This window comes from Pseudomonas mucoides (assembly GCF_015461845.1).
Taxonomy (GTDB): domain Bacteria; phylum Pseudomonadota; class Gammaproteobacteria; order Pseudomonadales; family Pseudomonadaceae; genus Aquipseudomonas; species Aquipseudomonas mucoides.
In genome coordinates this window covers 191,109-207,970 of record NZ_JACOPW010000006.1, presented here as the reverse complement: position 1 = coordinate 207,970, position 16,862 = coordinate 191,109, and the positions used below count along the sequence as shown (strand labels likewise).

Annotated in this window: 17 protein-coding genes; 12 read left to right on the top strand and 5 right to left on the bottom strand. The window is 60.3% G+C overall.

From position 1 onward, the window contains the following. Positions 1-38: 38 nt before the first annotated feature. From H8F22_RS24275 to H8F22_RS24265, 3 genes are all read right to left on the bottom strand, one after another. Positions 39-680, bottom strand: coding sequence for an oxidoreductase (locus H8F22_RS24275; protein WP_027924310.1), 642 nt, complete (start codon positions 678-680; stop codon positions 39-41). 27 nt (positions 681-707) lie between these two features. Next, the gene (locus H8F22_RS24270) at positions 708-2,426 is read right to left on the bottom strand and encodes a C13 family peptidase (protein ID WP_194940771.1); all 1,719 of its coding nucleotides are present in this window, start codon (positions 2,424-2,426) and stop codon (positions 708-710) included. 101 nt (positions 2,427-2,527) lie between these two features. After that, positions 2,528-2,983, bottom strand: a complete 456-nt coding sequence (locus tag H8F22_RS24265; protein ID WP_027924308.1) for a MaoC family dehydratase — start codon at positions 2,981-2,983, stop codon at positions 2,528-2,530. A 196-nt stretch (positions 2,984-3,179) separates the two neighbouring features. Between H8F22_RS24265 and H8F22_RS24260 the strand changes: the two genes are divergently transcribed. Genes H8F22_RS24260 through H8F22_RS24250 form a run of 3 tightly spaced genes read left to right on the top strand, consistent with a single transcriptional unit; the run spans position 3,180 to position 4,856 of the window. Beyond that, positions 3,180-3,542, top strand: coding sequence for a CidA/LrgA family protein (locus tag H8F22_RS24260; RefSeq protein WP_027924307.1), 363 nt, complete (start codon positions 3,180-3,182; stop codon positions 3,540-3,542). 2 nt (positions 3,543-3,544) lie between these two features. Continuing rightward, positions 3,545-4,255: an LrgB family protein gene (locus tag H8F22_RS24255; RefSeq protein WP_172825967.1), complete on the top strand. Its 711-nt coding sequence runs from the start codon at positions 3,545-3,547 to the stop codon at positions 4,253-4,255. Between the two features lie 10 nt (positions 4,256-4,265). After that, the gene (locus H8F22_RS24250) at positions 4,266-4,856 is read left to right on the top strand and encodes an LON peptidase substrate-binding domain-containing protein (protein WP_027924305.1); all 591 of its coding nucleotides are present in this window, start codon (positions 4,266-4,268) and stop codon (positions 4,854-4,856) included. Between the two features lie 41 nt (positions 4,857-4,897). Here H8F22_RS24250 and H8F22_RS24245 read toward each other — a convergent pair whose 3' ends face one another. Together H8F22_RS24245 and H8F22_RS24240 are read right to left on the bottom strand one after the other, a co-directional pair. Beyond that, positions 4,898-6,214, bottom strand: a complete 1,317-nt coding sequence (locus H8F22_RS24245; RefSeq protein WP_027924304.1) for a bifunctional DedA family/phosphatase PAP2 family protein — start codon at positions 6,212-6,214, stop codon at positions 4,898-4,900. A gap of 174 nt (positions 6,215-6,388) precedes the next feature. Beyond that, positions 6,389-7,087, bottom strand: coding sequence for a DNA-3-methyladenine glycosylase (locus H8F22_RS24240; RefSeq protein ID WP_194940770.1), 699 nt, complete (start codon positions 7,085-7,087; stop codon positions 6,389-6,391). A 189-nt stretch (positions 7,088-7,276) separates the two neighbouring features. On the opposite strand from H8F22_RS24240, the gene H8F22_RS24235 reads away from it, so the two are divergent. The 9 genes from H8F22_RS24235 (at position 7,277) to H8F22_RS24195 (ending at position 16,844) form a co-directional block, all read left to right on the top strand. Further along, positions 7,277-8,548, top strand: coding sequence for a glutamate-5-semialdehyde dehydrogenase (locus H8F22_RS24235; protein ID WP_194940769.1), 1,272 nt, complete (start codon positions 7,277-7,279; stop codon positions 8,546-8,548). 1 nt (position 8,549) lies between these two features. Next, a complete protein-coding gene (nadD, locus tag H8F22_RS24230; RefSeq protein WP_228758930.1) occupies positions 8,550-9,239 on the top strand; it encodes a nicotinate-nucleotide adenylyltransferase in 690 nt (229 codons plus the stop codon). 71 nt (positions 9,240-9,310) lie between these two features. After that, on the top strand, positions 9,311-9,805 hold the full coding sequence (gene rsfS, locus H8F22_RS24225; protein ID WP_194940768.1) for a ribosome silencing factor: 495 nt from the start codon (positions 9,311-9,313) through the stop codon (positions 9,803-9,805). Between the two features lie 9 nt (positions 9,806-9,814). Beyond that, the gene (rlmH, locus tag H8F22_RS24220) at positions 9,815-10,282 is read left to right on the top strand and encodes a 23S rRNA (pseudouridine(1915)-N(3))-methyltransferase RlmH (protein ID WP_007937439.1); all 468 of its coding nucleotides are present in this window, start codon (positions 9,815-9,817) and stop codon (positions 10,280-10,282) included. A 10-nt stretch (positions 10,283-10,292) separates the two neighbouring features. After that, entirely contained in the window at positions 10,293-12,188 is a 1,896-nt protein-coding gene (gene mrdA, locus H8F22_RS24215) for a penicillin-binding protein 2 (protein ID WP_027924299.1), read from the top strand. Positions 12,189-12,219: 31 nt separating this feature from the next. Further along, positions 12,220-13,323, top strand: a complete 1,104-nt coding sequence (gene rodA / locus H8F22_RS24210) for a rod shape-determining protein RodA (RefSeq protein WP_050590204.1) — start codon at positions 12,220-12,222, stop codon at positions 13,321-13,323. Positions 13,324-13,340: 17 nt separating this feature from the next. Further along, on the top strand, positions 13,341-14,351 hold the full coding sequence (mltB, locus tag H8F22_RS24205; protein WP_027924297.1) for a lytic murein transglycosylase B: 1,011 nt from the start codon (positions 13,341-13,343) through the stop codon (positions 14,349-14,351). Then, on the top strand, positions 14,351-15,364 hold the full coding sequence (locus tag H8F22_RS24200; protein ID WP_027924296.1) for a septal ring lytic transglycosylase RlpA family protein: 1,014 nt from the start codon (positions 14,351-14,353) through the stop codon (positions 15,362-15,364). The genes mltB and H8F22_RS24200 overlap by 1 nt, the downstream gene beginning before the upstream one ends. 322 nt (positions 15,365-15,686) lie before the next feature. Then, positions 15,687-16,844, top strand: a complete 1,158-nt coding sequence (locus H8F22_RS24195; protein ID WP_027924295.1) for a D-alanyl-D-alanine carboxypeptidase family protein — start codon at positions 15,687-15,689, stop codon at positions 16,842-16,844. Positions 16,845-16,862 lie beyond the last annotated feature (18 nt).

The window sequence follows — 16,862 nt, the reverse complement described above, 5'->3', positions numbered from 1 at the left end:
AGAACGTTGTGGTGAGGGGCCAAGCCCCTCGCCACAGGTTACTTGCCTAGCTTACGCAACTCATCCGACTCGACAATCCGAACCCCATCCTGTTCTTCCAGCGCCAACCGCCACATCGCCCGGGCCAGTTGGCAAGCTTCGATGCCGTGGTATTTGCCCGGGATCAGGCGTGACAGCGGGCCGGCGACTTTCTCGCCCATGCGTGGCTCGATGCGATCGCCCAGTAACAGCGACGGGCGGCAAATGGTCAGTTGCGGCCAGTCCTGCGCGCGCAATGCGTGTTCCATCTCGCCTTTGACCCGGTTGTAGAAAATCGAGGACCTGCGATCAGCGCCCAGGGCACTGATTACGATCAGGTGGCGTGCGCCCATTTCCCGCGCACGTTTGGCAAACGCCACGACCATGTCCAGGTCCACTGCACGAAACGCTTCTTCGGAGCCGGCCTGTTTGATCGTGGTGCCCAGGCAGCAGTAGGCAATATCGACACGACCGTTGAGCTGCGGCAGAAACACTGCCGGGTCGCCAACCGGGTTTTCCAGGTGTGGGTGTTTGGCGAGTGGACGGCGTGAGGGGGCCAATACCCTTGAAATCGTAGGCTCGTTGAGCAGGCGATCAAGCAGATGTTCACCGGTCAACCCGGTAGCTCCGGCAAGCAATACATGCTGAGGCGTCAAGTACATAGTGTTTCCCCCTTGATACTGTTCAGCTTAGTTGCTCTTTGCATCCTTGCTGTCGATAGAGACACTTTGTAGCGCTTTTCGTGCCTGCTGCTTGCGTAGCAACTGCCAGTGCGAGATGACCGTTTTCGGGGCCCAGAGCTGCGGTTCAGAGGCTTCGAAGCTGTCCGCCAGTTCGCGTTCGGCGACGGTGGCCTTGGCCAGTTTGAAGGCTTGCTCCAGGTCGTCGGTCTGGTTCAGCGCCTGAGCAAACAGCGCGTCGCCGAAGTAGGTGAAGTTGGCTTCCTCGGAGCAGCCAAAGGACACGCGGTCTGCCCGCGTGGCCGTCATGATGAGCGTGCGTTCGTCTTTCAATGCCGGAATGAATCCACCGGAATAGCAGGAGGAAATCACGATGACCTTGTCGCGATTCTTCAACGGCGCCAGCACCGCGGCGAGTTCATCGGCCGGCAGGTCGGACAGCTCCATGCGCGGCTGGTCGAGCACCAGTTCGTGTTCGGCGGTGCCGTGGCTGGTCAGGTAAATGAAGATCAGGTCTTCCGGGCCGCTGCGCTCGGCCAGGGTTAATGCCGCACGGCGCAGGTTTTCCCGGGTGGCCATGGGCCGGTCGACGAGGTGGTCGCGATGATTCACCAGCCGGATTTGCCCAATTGCACCGAAGCGGCTGCTGAGCATGTTGCTGACGTAATCGGATTCGCGCAGGAACACGCTTTGTTTGCCGTCACCGCCCACTGTCAGGGTGTACAGCTCGACGGCCGGCGTCGAGGTCGGCACGTTGAGCAGGGCGTCGTCGAGCAAGCGACCCTGAGCCAGCAAGCCAAGCTCCAGGCTGTCGGGCAGCAACTTGCCATCGGCGTCACGCACACGCTGGCCATTGTTCCACGTGCCGCTTTGCACGGTGCCGTCAGTCAGCACCAGCGTGCCTCGACCTGAATAGCTGTCGCCGTCGAACTGGCCGGTATAAAAGCTGCCATCGGGCAGATTCAAACGGCCCTGGCCGGTGAAGCGCCAGTCGCTGAACTGGCCGATGTAGTGGCTGCCATCCGCACCGATCAACTCGCCCTTGCCGTTCAGCGAGCCTTCCTTGAACTGACCGAGCCAGACATCGCCGTCGGCATTCTCGTAGCGACCCTTGCCGTGCAATTGATTATTCTTGAAACCGCCCGCGTAGATGTCACCGTCGGCGCTGTTGAAGGTCCCGTTGCCTTCCAGTTGCCCATCGACGAAATGCCCGGTGAACTGATTGCCGCTGGCGTCGCCGCGCTGGCCTTCACCGTTGGGTTTGCCATGGGCGAACTGGCCCTGGTACGAGCTGCCGTCATCGAGTTCGAGATGACCGAGCCCTGAATATTGATCGGCCTTGAATTCGCCGCGATAGGTCATGCCGTTTTCTTTGAGCGTGCCTTCGCCCTCGCGCCGACCGAGTTTGAAACCGCCGGTGTAGCTGCTGCCCGGTGTGGTCAGCGTGCCCTCGCCGTCGAACAGGCCCTGATTGAAATTCCCGCGATAGACCTCGCCGTTGCTGCCATGCCATTCGCCCTGGCCATGCCATTGACCCTTGTCGAATTCGCCGGCGTACCAGCTGCCGTTCGGGTAGTCGATGCGACCCTGACCTTGCAGCAAGCCGTTGACCAGATCACCGCGATAGCGCCCACCGTCCGGCAGCCGGGCATCGGGAGGCAGCAGCGATTCGCCATCGCCGCAAGCGGTGAGCAACAGGGTCAAGGCAAGGAGTGCAAGTGAGCGCATAGCGGGATCCGGGCAATTAGGCGACCGAGTATGCCGCAGCTATGTGTCGTATATATAGAGAGGGTCGCGAAACAGCGTGAGCTGCTTCGCATCCGGGAGGTTTACACGAAGCAGAGGGAAAGTGATTCAGCGATATAGGCCGGTTTTTCCGAGCCTTCTATCTCAAGGGTGCAGATGGCCTTGAGCAGCCATTGACCGGGTTTTTTCTCGGTGGCGTCGCTGAGGTCGACCTTGAGCCGTACTTTCGAATCGACCTTGACCGGTTGAATGAAACGCACGCTGTCGAGACCGTAATTGACCACCATCTTCGCGCCTTGGGGGAGGATGAGGATGTCTTCGATCAGTTTCGGGATCAGTGACAGCGACAGGAATCCATGGGCGATGGTGCTGCCAAATGGCGTTTGCGCGGCTTTGACCGGGTCGACATGAATAAACTGATAATCACCTGTGGCTTCTGCGAACAGGTTGATGCGCTCCTGATCGATGGTGAGCCATTCGGAACGTCCGAGTTCCTTGCCGACATAATCTTTGAGCTCTGCAACGGGAACATGGGGCATTGAGACTCTCCTTGGGTTTCATCGGATTTATAGTTTTTCGAGTGGGGGGATTTGACCTCCCTGTGAACCACTTTAGATCAACATGGCAAATGGCTCCGGTCAACTCTCCATGCTTTTGGCGAATGCCGATCCATAGCGCTGACGTGCTTATAATGCTCGGCCCCTGCTTGGGGGGGGCGAGTGCGGGAGATGCCGGATGTTGTTACGTGGCCTGACCTGGCTGGTGCTGTTTCAATTGCTGGGCACAGCCATCAATCACCTGTTTTTACCGGTGCTACCGGGGCCGATTATCGGTTTGCTGTTGTTGCTGGTGTACCTGATTTCACGCGGACAAGTCGGCGAGCCGCTGAGCCTGGCGGCCAGCAGTCTGCTGCGTTACTTGCCGTTGCTGCTGGTGCCGCCGGCCGTGGGCGTGATGGTGTACTTCAAGGACATAGCCGCGGACTTCTGGGCCATCGTCGGCGCCTTGGTGTTGTCGCTGGTGCTGTCCATGGCGTTTGCCGGAGTGTTGATGCAACGCATGGTCAAGCGCCATGCCCCTCGCGGAGATGACCAATGATCCTGGATTGGCACGGCGCGCTCGACTCGGTGATTCATCATCCGTTGTTCGGCATCGGCATCACGTTGGGCGCTTATCAGTTGGTGTTGGCCGCTTTCGAGAAAACCCGCTGGATCTTCCTGCAACCGGTGTTGGTCTCGATGCTGGTGGTGATCGGTGTTCTGGTGACCTGCGGCCTGACCTACGCCGAGTACCGCAAGAGCACCGAGATCCTCAGCATCTTGCTCGGGCCTGCGACGGTGGCGCTGGCGGTACCGCTGTACCTTAATCTGCGACGGATTCGGCAGTTGTTCTGGCCGATATTTACTACGCTGGTGATAGGTGGCGTGGTCGCCACGGGCATGGGCGTGTTGCTGGGCTGGTGGTTCGGTGCCGAACACATGATCCTGATGACCATGGCACCCAAGTCGGTGACGTCTCCGATTGCCATGCTGGTGGCCGAGCAGATCGGCGGTGTCGCAGCGCTGGCCGCGGTGTTCGTGTTGATCACCGGCGTGATCGGTGCGATCTTCGGCCCGAGCCTGTTGACCCGGCTGGGTGTCCACAGCCCCGAGGCGCGCGGCATGGCACTGGGCATGACCGCCCATGCGGTCGGCACTTCGGTGGCCTTGCAAGAAAGTGAAGAGTGCGGCGCCTTTGCGGCGCTGGCGATGAGTCTGATGGGCGTGGCCACGGCGGTGTTCCTGCCGTTGGTGGTATCGATGATGGTGTAAGGAAATGTCTATGAGTTTGCCGCTTTTCCCGCTGAACACAGTGCTGTTTCCTGGCTGCATCCTCGACTTGCAGATCTTCGAGGCGCGCTACCTGGACATGATCAGCCGCTGCATGAAACAGGGCGGCGGCTTTGGCGTGGTGTGCATCCTTGATGGCGAAGAAGTCGGCATTGCACCGGCAGGTTATGCGCTGGTGGGCTGTGAAGCGCTGATCACCGATTTCAAACAGCAGGACAACGGCTTGCTGGGGATTCGGGTGCAGGGCGGGCGGCGGTTCCATGTCTTGCGCACCGAGGTGCAGCGTGATCAGTTGACCGTCGCTGATGTCGAGTGGCTGGAGGATGAACCTGAGCAACCGCTGCAGGATGAAGACGCGGATCTGGTGGCGCTGCTCAAGGCGTTGGCCGAACATCCGATGGTCGAAGCGTTGAACATGGGCACCGAAGCGACCGGGCAACAGTCGCTGGCCAATCAGCTCGCTTATCTACTGCCGTTTGCCGAGGTGGACAAGATCGATCTGCTGCAACTCGATGACCCGCAGCAGCGACTGGATGCGATCCAGGCGCTATTGGATGAGTTGCAAGGCGAGCTGTTTGCTTGAATCGCACCTGTAGCAACTGCCGAGCCTGCGAGGCTGCTACTTCAGTACGCATACCGCAACATCGCATGCGGTAAATGCCGTAACGCGAAGAACGCAAACAAAACCATCAGCGCTGGCAGCACCAGCCACCAGACTTTAGGCGGCATGGCGTTTAGCGGCGCCTGACGCTGGCTCACCCACAAGCTCGCTGCACACACGCACGCCGCCAGCATCGCGCCGGCCAGTACATCCGTCGGCCAATGCGCGCCCAGGTACACCCGCGACAGGGCAATCGCCAGCGCGGGCAAACATCCCAGCAGCAACCAGGTCAGGCGCATTCGCGGCGGTTGGCCGCGACCGGCCAGTACGGCGAGGGTCAGGAATAACGCGAAGGCGCCGGAGGCATGACCGCTTGGCATGCTGTAGCTGGTCAGCGGATCGCTCAGCACTTCCGGGCGTATACGGGCGAAAAATTGCTTGGTGAACGTGTTGCCTAGAGCGGTGACAAGCAGGGTGCTGCCAGCGAAAATCGCCTGTCGCCATTGCCGAGCGATCAGCAGAAGCGCGACCAGCAAGCCACTGAACACCAGCATGTTGCGGAACTCACCGATCAGCGTGAAGAGCACGGCCACTTCATCGAGCATCGGGCTGCGGTGTTCCTGTACCAGGGTCATGACGCCCTGATCGAGCGCGGTCAGGTGCGGATAGCCAATAAACAGTCCCAGCAGAATCAGAAAGCTCATCCCGGCAATCAACATCGTCGCCTTGCGATGGCGGCGCATGCTGCTGGTGATGCTCAGGCCGACCATGGCCGCAATGGCGCCAGCGACAACACCCGCCTCCGGCCAGAAGCCTTCCGGCAACGGCAAACGAATCGCCGCGCCCGTGGCCCAGCCGGGCAGCAGGTACGCCACACTCCAGCCAGCGGCAGCCAACAGACTGACGGCGAAAAATCGCGGGAAGGGCATGTCGAACATGCCGGCGACCATCGGCAGCATCGGACGCAGGGGGCCGATGAAGCGCCCGACCAACAGGCTGGCAATACCATAGCGCTGGAAATACGCCTCGGCCCCGGCAATCCATTCCGGATGATGGCGCAAACCCGGCAGGCGCCGAATGTTTTGATGGAAATGTCGACCGATGAAGTAGGACACGACATCGCCCAGTACGCCAGCGAAGAACCCTAACAGCAACGTTTCACTCAGCGACAGCGCGCCGCTGCCAGCCAGTACCGCCACGGCAAACAACATAACCGTACCGGGCACGATCAGACCGGCAATCGCCAGGCATTCGACAAAGGCCACGATGAACACCGCCGCCGCCAGCCATTGCGGGTTGACCGTCAACCAACCGGTCACGCTATCGAGCCATGGGCCCATAAAAACAACTCCATCAAATGTTCATTGGTCCCATGGGGGACGAACGCAATCTTCCAGACACTTCAGATCCCTTGTAGGCGTGAGCCTGCTCGCGATAGCTGACTGCCAGTCGACATAGATGTCGCCTGATACTCCGCTATCGCGAGCAGGCTCGCTCCTGCAGGTTTCTGGTCATCAAGACAGTAGAAAATAATCGCGACCTTCGACCTGCCCCCGTCGCAGCGGGTTCCGTGTGCAATACAGTGCATAAGCAGCATCGACGAAGCGGTACATCAAGTGTTCATCGCGCCCATGGGGGATCCCCAGGCGCGTGGTTTGAATGACGTGGGCTGGCGCCGGACCGACGTCCTCAACCAGCAACACCTCATGGTCAAATCGCTTGGCATCCCAGACCGGCACCTTCAAACCCAGCGCCTTGCACAGCAATGTCTGTCCGGCGCACAGCTTTTGCGTCGGGCGAGGGCGGCCTTGGGTGTCGGGGTTGTTCAACAGCATCTGCGCCAGGCTTGCCGGCCCGCTCAATTCGTCGACCCACGGATAGGCGGATTTGATCAGTACCGCGTTGCCCGGGCCCTGAGCGCTGAAGTTCAAGGAGTCGCCGCCACGGGCGTAATACATATAGATGTGACCGCCATCCAGAAACAAAGCCTTACGCTTTTCTGTGTAGCCGAGGGAGGCGTGGCTGCCTTTTTCTTCGAAGTAATAGGCTTCGGTTTCGATAATCCGGGCGCTGAGCCACAGGTCACCAACCCGGTGACGGATGATTTTGCCGAGTAAATCCCGGGCCAGTGTTTGTGCGTCGCGGTCGAAAAACGCATCCGGGAGCCCCGTGGGCAGGCTCGAAGCGGACGCTCGAACAGTCAGGTTGGACATGATGAACGGCGTTTATCAGGGCTGATTGAGCGGTGATGATAACAATTTGCAGCTTAATCCCGGCTGAACGTCGGCAAATTGCCCTCGATTTCGACCATCCGCCCGTCACCGCTGTTAGTCCCGGGACGCGACAGCTATAATCTGCCGCTTTACTCTTTACCAAGACCTTAGCAAAGACCACCACAGACCATGACTGAGTCCGTTCTTGACTACATGACCCGCCTGGGTCGCGCTGCCCGCGAGGCTTCTCGCGTCATCGGCTGCGCCAGCACCGCGCAGAAAAACCGCGCCTTGCAGGCCGCTGCCAATGCGCTGGACGCTGCACGCGCTGAGCTGACGGCTGCCAACGAACTGGATTTGGCCGCGGGTCGCGCTAATGGTCTTGAACCTGCCTTGCTGGAGCGTCTGGCGCTGACCCCGGAACGCATCGACGGCATGATCGTCGGCTTGCGCCAGGTGGCCGCATTGCCGGACCCGGTCGGCGCGATTCGTGACATGAGCTTTCGCCCGTCGGGTATTCAGGTTGGCAAGATGCGTGTGCCGTTGGGCGTGATCGGGATCATCTACGAATCCCGGCCGAACGTGACCATCGACGCCGCCAGCCTGTGCCTGAAGTCCGGTAACGCGACGATCCTGCGTGGCGGTTCCGAAGCCATTCATTCCAACCGTGCCATCGCCGCCTGCATCCAGCGCGGACTGGCCGAAGCCGAACTGCCGGCCGCCGTGGTGCAAGTGGTTGAAACCATCGACCGTGCCGCCGTTGGCGCGCTGATCAGCATGCCGGAATACGTCGACGTCATCGTGCCCCGTGGTGGCCGTGGCCTGATCGAACGCGTCAGTCGTGACGCCCGCGTGCCGGTGATCAAGCACCTGGACGGGATCTGCCACGTTTACGTGAGTGAGCATGCCGACCTGGCGAAAGCCCAGCGCATCGCGTTCAACGCCAAGACATACCGTTATGGCATCTGTGGCGCGATGGAAACGCTGCTGGTGGACCAAACCGTTGCCAAGGATTTCCTGCCGTCGATGGCTGCCCAGTTCCGCGAAAAAGGCGTTGAACTGCGCGGCTGCGAACGCACGCGGGCGATCATCGATGCGGTCACGGTTACTGAAGAAGACTGGACCACCGAATACCTGGCGCCGATTCTGTCGATCCGCGTGGTCGACGGGCTGGACCAGGCCATCGAGCATATTAATAAGTACGGCTCCCATCACACCGACTCGATTGTCAGCGAAAACCTCGCCGATACGCGGCGTTTCGTCGCGCAAGTCGATTCATCGTCGGTAATGATCAACACCCCGACGTGCTTCGCCGATGGCTTTGAATACGGATTGGGTGCCGAGATTGGCATTTCTACTGATAAGCTGCACGCCCGCGGCCCGGTGGGCCTCGAAGGTCTGACCTGCGAGAAGTACATCGTGGTCGGTGATGGCCAGTTGCGCGGCCAGGCGTCGGTCTGACTTGGGCGACCTCGACCCGACAGCCCCAGCCACCGCAAACGAGCCTCAACCTCGGCGCATTGGCATGCTGGGCGGCACGTTCGACCCGGTGCACATCGGCCATCTGCGCGGTGCGCTGGAAGTCGCCGAGTCGTTGGCACTCGATGAATTGCGTCTGACACCCAGTGCCAGGCCGCCGCATCGCGGTACGCCGCAGGTGTCGGCAAAAGACCGTCTGGCGATGGTCGAGTGCGCGGTGGCCGGTGTGGCACCGTTAGTGGTGGATGCCCGCGAATTGCAGCGGGACAAACCGTCCTACACTATCGATACCCTGGAACTGATGCGCGCCGAACTGGCCGCCCAGACCCAGGTTTTTCTACTTTTGGGCTGGGACGCATTTTGCGGCCTGCCCACTTGGCACCGCTGGGAAGAGTTGCTCCAGCATTGCCACATCCTGGTGCTGCAACGCCCGGATGCCGACAGCGAACCGCCGGATGCCTTGCGCAACCTGCTGGCAGCGCGCTCGGTGAGCGACCCGCTGGCCCTCAAAGGGCCGAGCGGACAGATTGCATTCGTCTGGCAGACACCGCTCGCGGTATCCGCCACCCAGATCCGTCAACTGCTGGCCAGCGGTAAGTCGGTACGTTTCCTGGTGCCCGACGCGGTCCTGGCCTACATCGATGCGCACGGACTTTACCGTGCGTCGAACTGAAAAGAGGCGCGCTTCAAGCACGTGATCACGTGTATCGAAGCCCCCGAACATACGAGCAAAACGAGTTTTATATGACTGACAAAGACGTAGCTAAAGTAAAGCGCAAAGGCACATTCAAAAGCGCTCCACTGCCAGTAGAGGCGCCAACCGGGCCGGAGCTGCGCGGTGAAGAACTGGTCAAGGTTGCCGAAGCCGCCCTGGAAGACGTCAAGGCCCAGGACATTCTGGTGATCGACGTTCGTGAAAAGCAGAGCATCACTGACTTCATGATCATCGCTACCGGTACTTCCAACCGCCAGATCGGCGCGATGCTGGATAAGGTCCGCGAGGCGGTCAAGGCTCTGGGCGTCAAGCCGTTGGGTGAAGAAGGCAAGGGTGACAGCGACTGGGTGTTGCTGGATATGGACGATGTCATCGTACACATGATGACGGCCAGCGCTCGTCAGTTCTATGACCTGGAGCGGTTGTGGCAGGGTGCCGAGCAGAGCCGTGCCGGCAGCGCCGCGCACCACAGCCCGGAAAACACCCACGAGCATTTCATCAAGCTCAACAAAGACCAGCAATAAGGGCCCGCTGTGCGACTGCGACTGATCGCCGTCGGTTCACGGATGCCCAAGTGGGTGGAAGAAGGCTGGCATGAATATGCCAAGCGTCTTCCGTCCGAGCTGGCGCTGGAACTGGTGGAAATTCCGCTCAATACCCGTGGCAAGAACGCCGACGTGGCGCGCTTCATCCGTCAGGAAGGCGAAGCCATGCTGGCCAAGGTCGGGCCGAATGAGCGTGTTGTCACCCTCGAAGTCCACGGCAAGCCCTGGAGCACCGAGCAGCTGGCGGTCGAACTCGATCGCTGGCGCCTGGACTCGCGCACGGTGAATTTCATGGTCGGCGGTCCCGAAGGGCTGGCGCCGGAAGTCTGTGCCCGAGCCGATCAGCGCTGGTCATTGTCGCCGTTGACGTTGCCGCACCCGCTGGTGCGTATTCTGATCGGCGAACAGCTGTATCGTGCCTGGACAGTCTTGTCCGGTCACCCTTACCACAAGTAGTTCTGCCCTCATGTCTCAGCCGATCCGTATCAAGGACCACGAAAAAGACGCCCGTCTGGTGCGTGGCCGTGTCGTGTTCGGTGCCATTGCGGTCGTGACGCTTATTTGTGTGCTGATTGCGCGGCTGTATTTCCTTCAGGTCATCCAGTACGAGTACCACTCGACCCTGTCGGAAAACAACCGTGTCCATGTGCAGCCGATTCCGCCGACGCGCGGACTGATCTTTGACCGCAATGGCGTGGTGGTGGCCGATAACCGGCCCAGCTTCAGCCTGAGCATGACCCGCGAGCGCTCCGGCGACTGGCAGCAAGTGCTCGACGTGATCGTCGAAGTGCTGGAGCTGACGCCCGAGGACCGGGTGATCTTCGAGAAACGCATGCGTCAGGGGCGCCGGCCGTTCGAGCCGGTGCCGATCCTGTTCGAACTGACCGAAGAGCAAATCGCCCGGATCGCGGTGAATCAGTTCCGTCTGCCTGGCGTGGAAGTGGTGGCGCAGTTGGTGCGTCACTACCCGCAGGGCGCACATTTTGCGCACTCGGTCGGGTACATGGGGCGGATCAACGAGAAAGAGCTGAAATCTCTCGATCCGGTCAATTACAGCGGCACCCACCACATCGGCAAGACCGGCATCGAGCGCTTTTACGAGCCTGAGCTGCACGGTCAGGTGGGTTACGAGGAAGTCGAAACCAACGCACGGGGCCGCGTTTTGCGTGTGCTCAAGCGTACCGATCCGATTCCCGGCAAGGACATCGTCCTGAGCCTGGACATCAAATTGCAGGAAGCCGCCGAAGCCGCACTCGGCGGTCGCCGTGGTGCAGTCGTTGCGCTGGACCCGAAAACCGGCGAAGTGCTGGCGATGGTCAGTCAGCCGAGTTTCGACCCGAACCTGTTCGTGACCGGCATCAGCTTCAAGGCCTATTCCGAACTGCGCGACTCGATCGACCGGCCTTTGTTCAACCGCGTGCTGCGCGGACTGTACCCGCCGGGCTCGACCATCAAGCCGGCGGTGGCGATTGCCGGTCTGGATTCGGGGGTGGTCACCGCATCGACCCGCGTGTTCGATCCCGGTTATTACCAACTGCCCAACTACGATCACAAATACCGTAACTGGAACCGTACCGGCGACGGCTACGTGGATCTGGACACGGCGATCATGCGGTCCAACGACACCTACTTCTATGATCTGGCCCACAAGCTGGGAATCGATCGCTTGTCGGCGTATCTGGGCAAATTCGGTATTGGCCAGAAGGTCTCGCTGGACATGTTCGAAGAATCACCGGGCCTGATGCCGTCCCGCGAATGGAAGCGTGCGACCCGTCGCCAGGCCTGGTTCCCGGGTGAAACCCTGATTCTCGGAATCGGCCAGGGCTACATGCAGTCCACGCCGCTGCAACTGGCCCAGGCCACGGCGCTGGTGGCTAACAAAGGTGTGTGGAACCGTCCGCACCTGGCCAAGACCGTCGAAGGCGAGAAGCCGAAAGATGAAAACCCGATGCCGGACATCGTCCTGCGCGATCCGTCGGACTGGACCAAGGTCAACCACGGGATGCAGCAGGTAATGCACGGCGCTCGTGGTACCGCGCGCAAGGCATCGATTGGCGCGCAATACCGGATCGCCGGCAAAAGTGGTACGGCCCAGGTGGTCGCGATCAAGCAGGGCGAGAAGTACGATCGCTCCAAGGTTCAGGAACGCCACCGCGACCACGCCTTGTTTGTCGGCTTCGCGCCGGCCGACAACCCGCAAATCGTGGTGTCGGTGATGGTCGAGAACGGTGAGTCCGGTTCCGGGGTCGCCGCGCCAGTGGTGCGTCAAGTTATGGACGCCTGGCTCCTGGACCAGGACGGCCGACTTAAAGCCGAGTACGCCAGCCCTATCAGCGCAGAGGCTACAGCCCGTGATGAATAATTTTGATCGCATGCTCTCCAGTGAGGATGTGATGCGTCGTCGTGCCACGCTGTTGCAGCGCCTGCATATCGATGGCCCGTTGTTGATTCTGCTGCTGACCCTCGCCGCCGGCAGCCTGTTCGTGCTGTATTCGGCCAGCGGAAAGAGCTGGGACCTGCTGGCCAAGCAAGCCACGTCATTCGGCATCGGCCTGGTGTCGATGATCGTCATCGCACAGTTCGAGCCGCGATTCATGGCGCGTTGGGTGCCGGTCGGTTATGTGCTTGGCGTGTTGTTGCTGGTGGTGGTAGACGTCATGGGCCACAACGCCATGGGCGCCACGCGCTGGATCAACATCCCCGGTGTGATCCGCTTCCAGCCCTCGGAGTTCATGAAGATCCTGATGCCGGCGACCATCGCCTGGTACCTGTCCAAGCGCACTTTGCCGCCGCAACTCAAGCACGTAGCGGTCAGTCTGTTCCTGATCGGCTTGCCGTTCATCCTGATCGTGCGGCAACCGGACCTGGGGACATCGCTGCTGATCCTGGCAGGCGGTGCGTTTGTGCTGTTTATGGGGGGCTTGAAGTGGCGCTGGATCATCAGCGTGCTGGCGGCGGCCGTGCCTGTGGCCGTGGCGATGTGGTTTTTCATCATGCACGACTACCAGAAGCAGCGAATCCTGACGTTCCTCGATCCGGAGAGTGATCCGCTGGGCACTGGCTGGAACATCATTCAGTCGAAAGCCGCCATCGGTTCCGGTGGTGTGTTCGGCAAGGGCTGGCTGCTGGGCACCCAGTCGCACCTGGACTTCCTGCCGGAAAGCCACACCGACTTCATTATTGCGGTGTTGGGCGAAGAGTTCGGCCTGGTGGGTATTTGCGCGTTGCTGCTGATCTACCTGCTGCTGATCGGACGGGGTCTGGTGATTACCGCCCAGGCGCAGACATTGTTCGGCAAATTGCTCGCGGGCAGCCTGACCATGACGTTTTTTGTTTACGTTTTCGTCAACATCGGTATGGTCAGTGGCCTGTTGCCGGTTGTGGGGGTGCCGTTGCCGTTCATTAGCTACGGAGGAACTTCGCTGGTGACGCTGCTGTCAGCGTTTGGGGTTTTGATGTCGATCCATACCCATCGTAAGTGGATCGCTCAGGTTTGAATAAGGTGAAGAGTTCAATGCAAGTAATGCGTGGCTGGGTGACTCGATACGCGCCATGGGTCGGCCTGGTAAGCATCCTTGGCACAACGCAGGACGCGTTGGCCGGCGATTACGAAGGCTCACCCCAGGTGGCCGAATTCGTCGGTGAAATGACCCGCGACTACGGTTTCGCCGGTGAACAGCTCATGGGCGTGTTCCGCGAAGCCGAGCGCAAGCAGTCGATTCTGGACGCGATCTCGAAGCCCGCCGAACGGGTCAAGCAGTGGAACGAATACCGGCCGATGTTTATCACTGACGCGCGCATCGCCCGTGGTGTGGACTTCTGGCGTCAGCACGAAGCAGTGCTGGCGCGTGCCGAGCAGGAATACGGCGTACCGGCGCAGGTGATTGTCTCGATCATCGGCGTTGAAACCTTTTTCGGGCGTAATACCGGTAATTACCGGGTGATCGACGCGTTGTCGACCCTGGGTTTCGACTATCCTCCCCGTGCCGAGTTTTTCCGCAAGGAACTGCGTGAGTTCTTGCTGCTGGCCCGGGAAGAGCAGGTCGATCCGTTGACCCTCAAGGGCTCATACGCCGGCGCCATGGGCTTGCCGCAGTTCATGCCGAGCAGTTTTCGCGCGTATGCCGTGGACTTCGACGGCGACGGCCACATCAATATCTGGAACAACCCGGACGATGCCATTGGCAGCGTTGCCAGTTACTTCAAGCGTCACGGGTGGGAGGCCGGCGAGCCGGTGGTCAGCCGCGCCGATGTTCGGGGTGAACAGGTCGACGAAGGTTTGACCACGGGTATCGAGCCGGTTAAAACCGTAGGGGAGTTGCGGGCGCTGGGGTGGTCAAGTCATGATGCGCTGCGCGATGATATGCCGGTCACGGCTTTCCGCCTGGAAGGTGACAATGGCCCCGAGTACTGGATGGGCCTGAAGAATTTCTACGCGATCACGCGTTATAACCGCAGCGTGATGTACGCCATGGCCGTACATCAACTGTCTGAACAGCTGGTCCAAGCACGGGGCGTCAAGTAATGCGGGCATTGCCTATGAATAAACCCCTGAAGCTCATGGCTTTCGCCGCATTGGCGGTGCTGCTTGCCAGTTGCTCGACCAGTCGCGCGCCGGCTCAGAAGTCCTCGTCCACCGCCGTGCGTGCTACGCCGGGGCTGGACATCAACCGCGCCCACAAAGATGGCGCGCCATGGTGGGATGTCGACGTATCGCGCATCCCGGATGCCACGCCGACCCTGCACACCGGTCCTTACAAGGCCAACCCGTACACGGTGCTGGGCAAGACCTATTTCCCGTTGCAAGAATCCAAGACCTACGTCGCCTCGGGCACGGCGTCCTGGTATGGCACCAAGTTTCACGGCCAGAACACCGCCAATGGCGAGGTGTATGACCTGTACGGCATGAGTGCCGCACACAAGACATTGCCACTGCCAAGTTACGTTCGGGTGACCAACCTGGACAACAACAAGAGCGTGATCCTGCGGGTCAACGACCGTGGGCCGTTCTATTCGGACCGCATCATCGACTTGTCCTATGCCGCCGCCAAAAAGCTCGGTTATGCCGAAATCGGCACGGCGCGGGTCAAGGTCGAGGGGATCGACCCGCAACAGTGGTGGGCACAAAAAGGCCGTCCGGCGCCTTTGATGCTCAACGAGCCGCAAGTTGCGCAAAATAGCGCGCCGGTGATTACGGCCTCGGCCGGCACCGTCGAGCAATGGACGCCGCCACCGCAGCAACACGCCGCGGCCGTCGTGCCTGTTCAGCTTGATGCAAAAAAAAACGCTTCTGTACCAGCCTCTGGCCAGTATCTGCAGGTGGGCGCGTTCGCCAACCCGGACGCTGCAGAACTCCTGAGATCGAAGCTCAGCGGGATGGTGAGCGCTCCGGTGTTCATCAGCTCGATCGTGCGCAACCAACAGACACTGCATCGGGTGCGTCTGGGGCCGATCGGTTCTCCGGGTGAAATCCAGCAAGTGCAGAACAGCGTGCGCATGGCCAATCTCGGTTCGCCGAGTCTGGTTACCGCCGAGTAATACGTAGTACTTGATTGAAGGTTCGCTTGCAGTTTGGGGGGCGGACCTGGTTGTTGGCTCGTTAAAGAACAAAAGCCCGGCAAGGGTTCTGAGTGAACAACTGAACACGCGATGACCCGTAGGGTTTGTCCGAAAACTCGCCGAGCGGCGATCAGGCAAGGCAAAAACAGGTGAGGAAGCGGAGTGTAGGGGACCTACATGAGCATTCCGAGGCTGTTTTTAACGCCGCATGATCGTCGCGCAGGCAGTTTTGGACAAAGCCTGAAGGTTGTCTGAATAGTTTTGCCCCTGGGCAGTTTCCATTAGCGATTTCGAGAGACGGATGAACATCACCACCTTTGCCAAACGCCTGTTCCTGTTAGTCCCGCTGCTCCTCTCGCCCGCCGCGTTCGCGGTCGAGGTGATGCCATCACCCCCACAACTGGCCGCCAAGGCCTATGTGCTCATGGATGCCAGCAGCGGCAACGTGCTGGTCGAGAACAATGGTGATCAGCGTCTGCCGCCGGCCAGCCTGACCAAGCTGATGACCGCGTACATCGCGACCCTGGAAATCCGTCGTGGCCAGATCGGCGAAAACGACCCGGTGACCGTCAGCGAAAACGCCTGGCGTACCGGCGGTTCGCGGATGTTCATCAAGGTGGGCTCGCAGGTCACCGTCAGCGACCTGCTGCACGGCATCATCATCCAGTCGGGTAACGACGCCAGTGTTGCGCTCTCCGAGCACATCGCCGGCAGCGAAGACGCTTTCGCCGACGTGATGAACAAAACCGTGGCTGACCTGGGCATGACCAACACCCACTTCATGAACCCGACCGGTCTGCCAAACCCTGAGCACTACTCGTCGGCTCACGACATGGCCGTGCTGGCTCGCGCGATCATCCACGAAGACCCTGCTCACTACGCGATCTACTCGCAGAAAGAGTTCTTCTGGAACGGCATCAAGCAGCCTAACCGCAACCTGCTGCTGTGGCGCGACAAGACGGTCGACGGTCTGAAGACCGGTCACACCGACGAAGCCGGCTACTGCATGGTGTCTTCGGCCGTACGTGATGGCATGCGCCTGATCGCCGTGGTGTTCGGCACCAACAGCGAAGTGGCTCGCGCCGCCGAAACCCAGAAACTGCTGACTTACGGTTTCCGCTTCTTCGAAACCCAGACCTTCTATCAGAAAGGCGCCGAGCTGGCTCAGGCTCCTGTCTGGAAAGGCGCGACCAATCAAGTCAAAGCCGGCCTGGCTGAAGACCTGACCATGACCCTGCCAAAAGGCCAGCTGAAAAAGCTCGCCGCCAGCATGACCATGAACCCGCAACTGGTTGCGCCAATCGCCAAGGGCGACGTGATCGGTAAAGTCGAAGTGAAACTGGACGACAAAGTGGTGCACAGCGCCGACCTGATCGCTCTGGACGCTGTCGAGGAAGGTGGTATCTTCCGCCGCATGTGGGATAGCATCCGTCTATTCTTCTACAGCATCTTCAACTGAATACAGTGTGCACCTGCA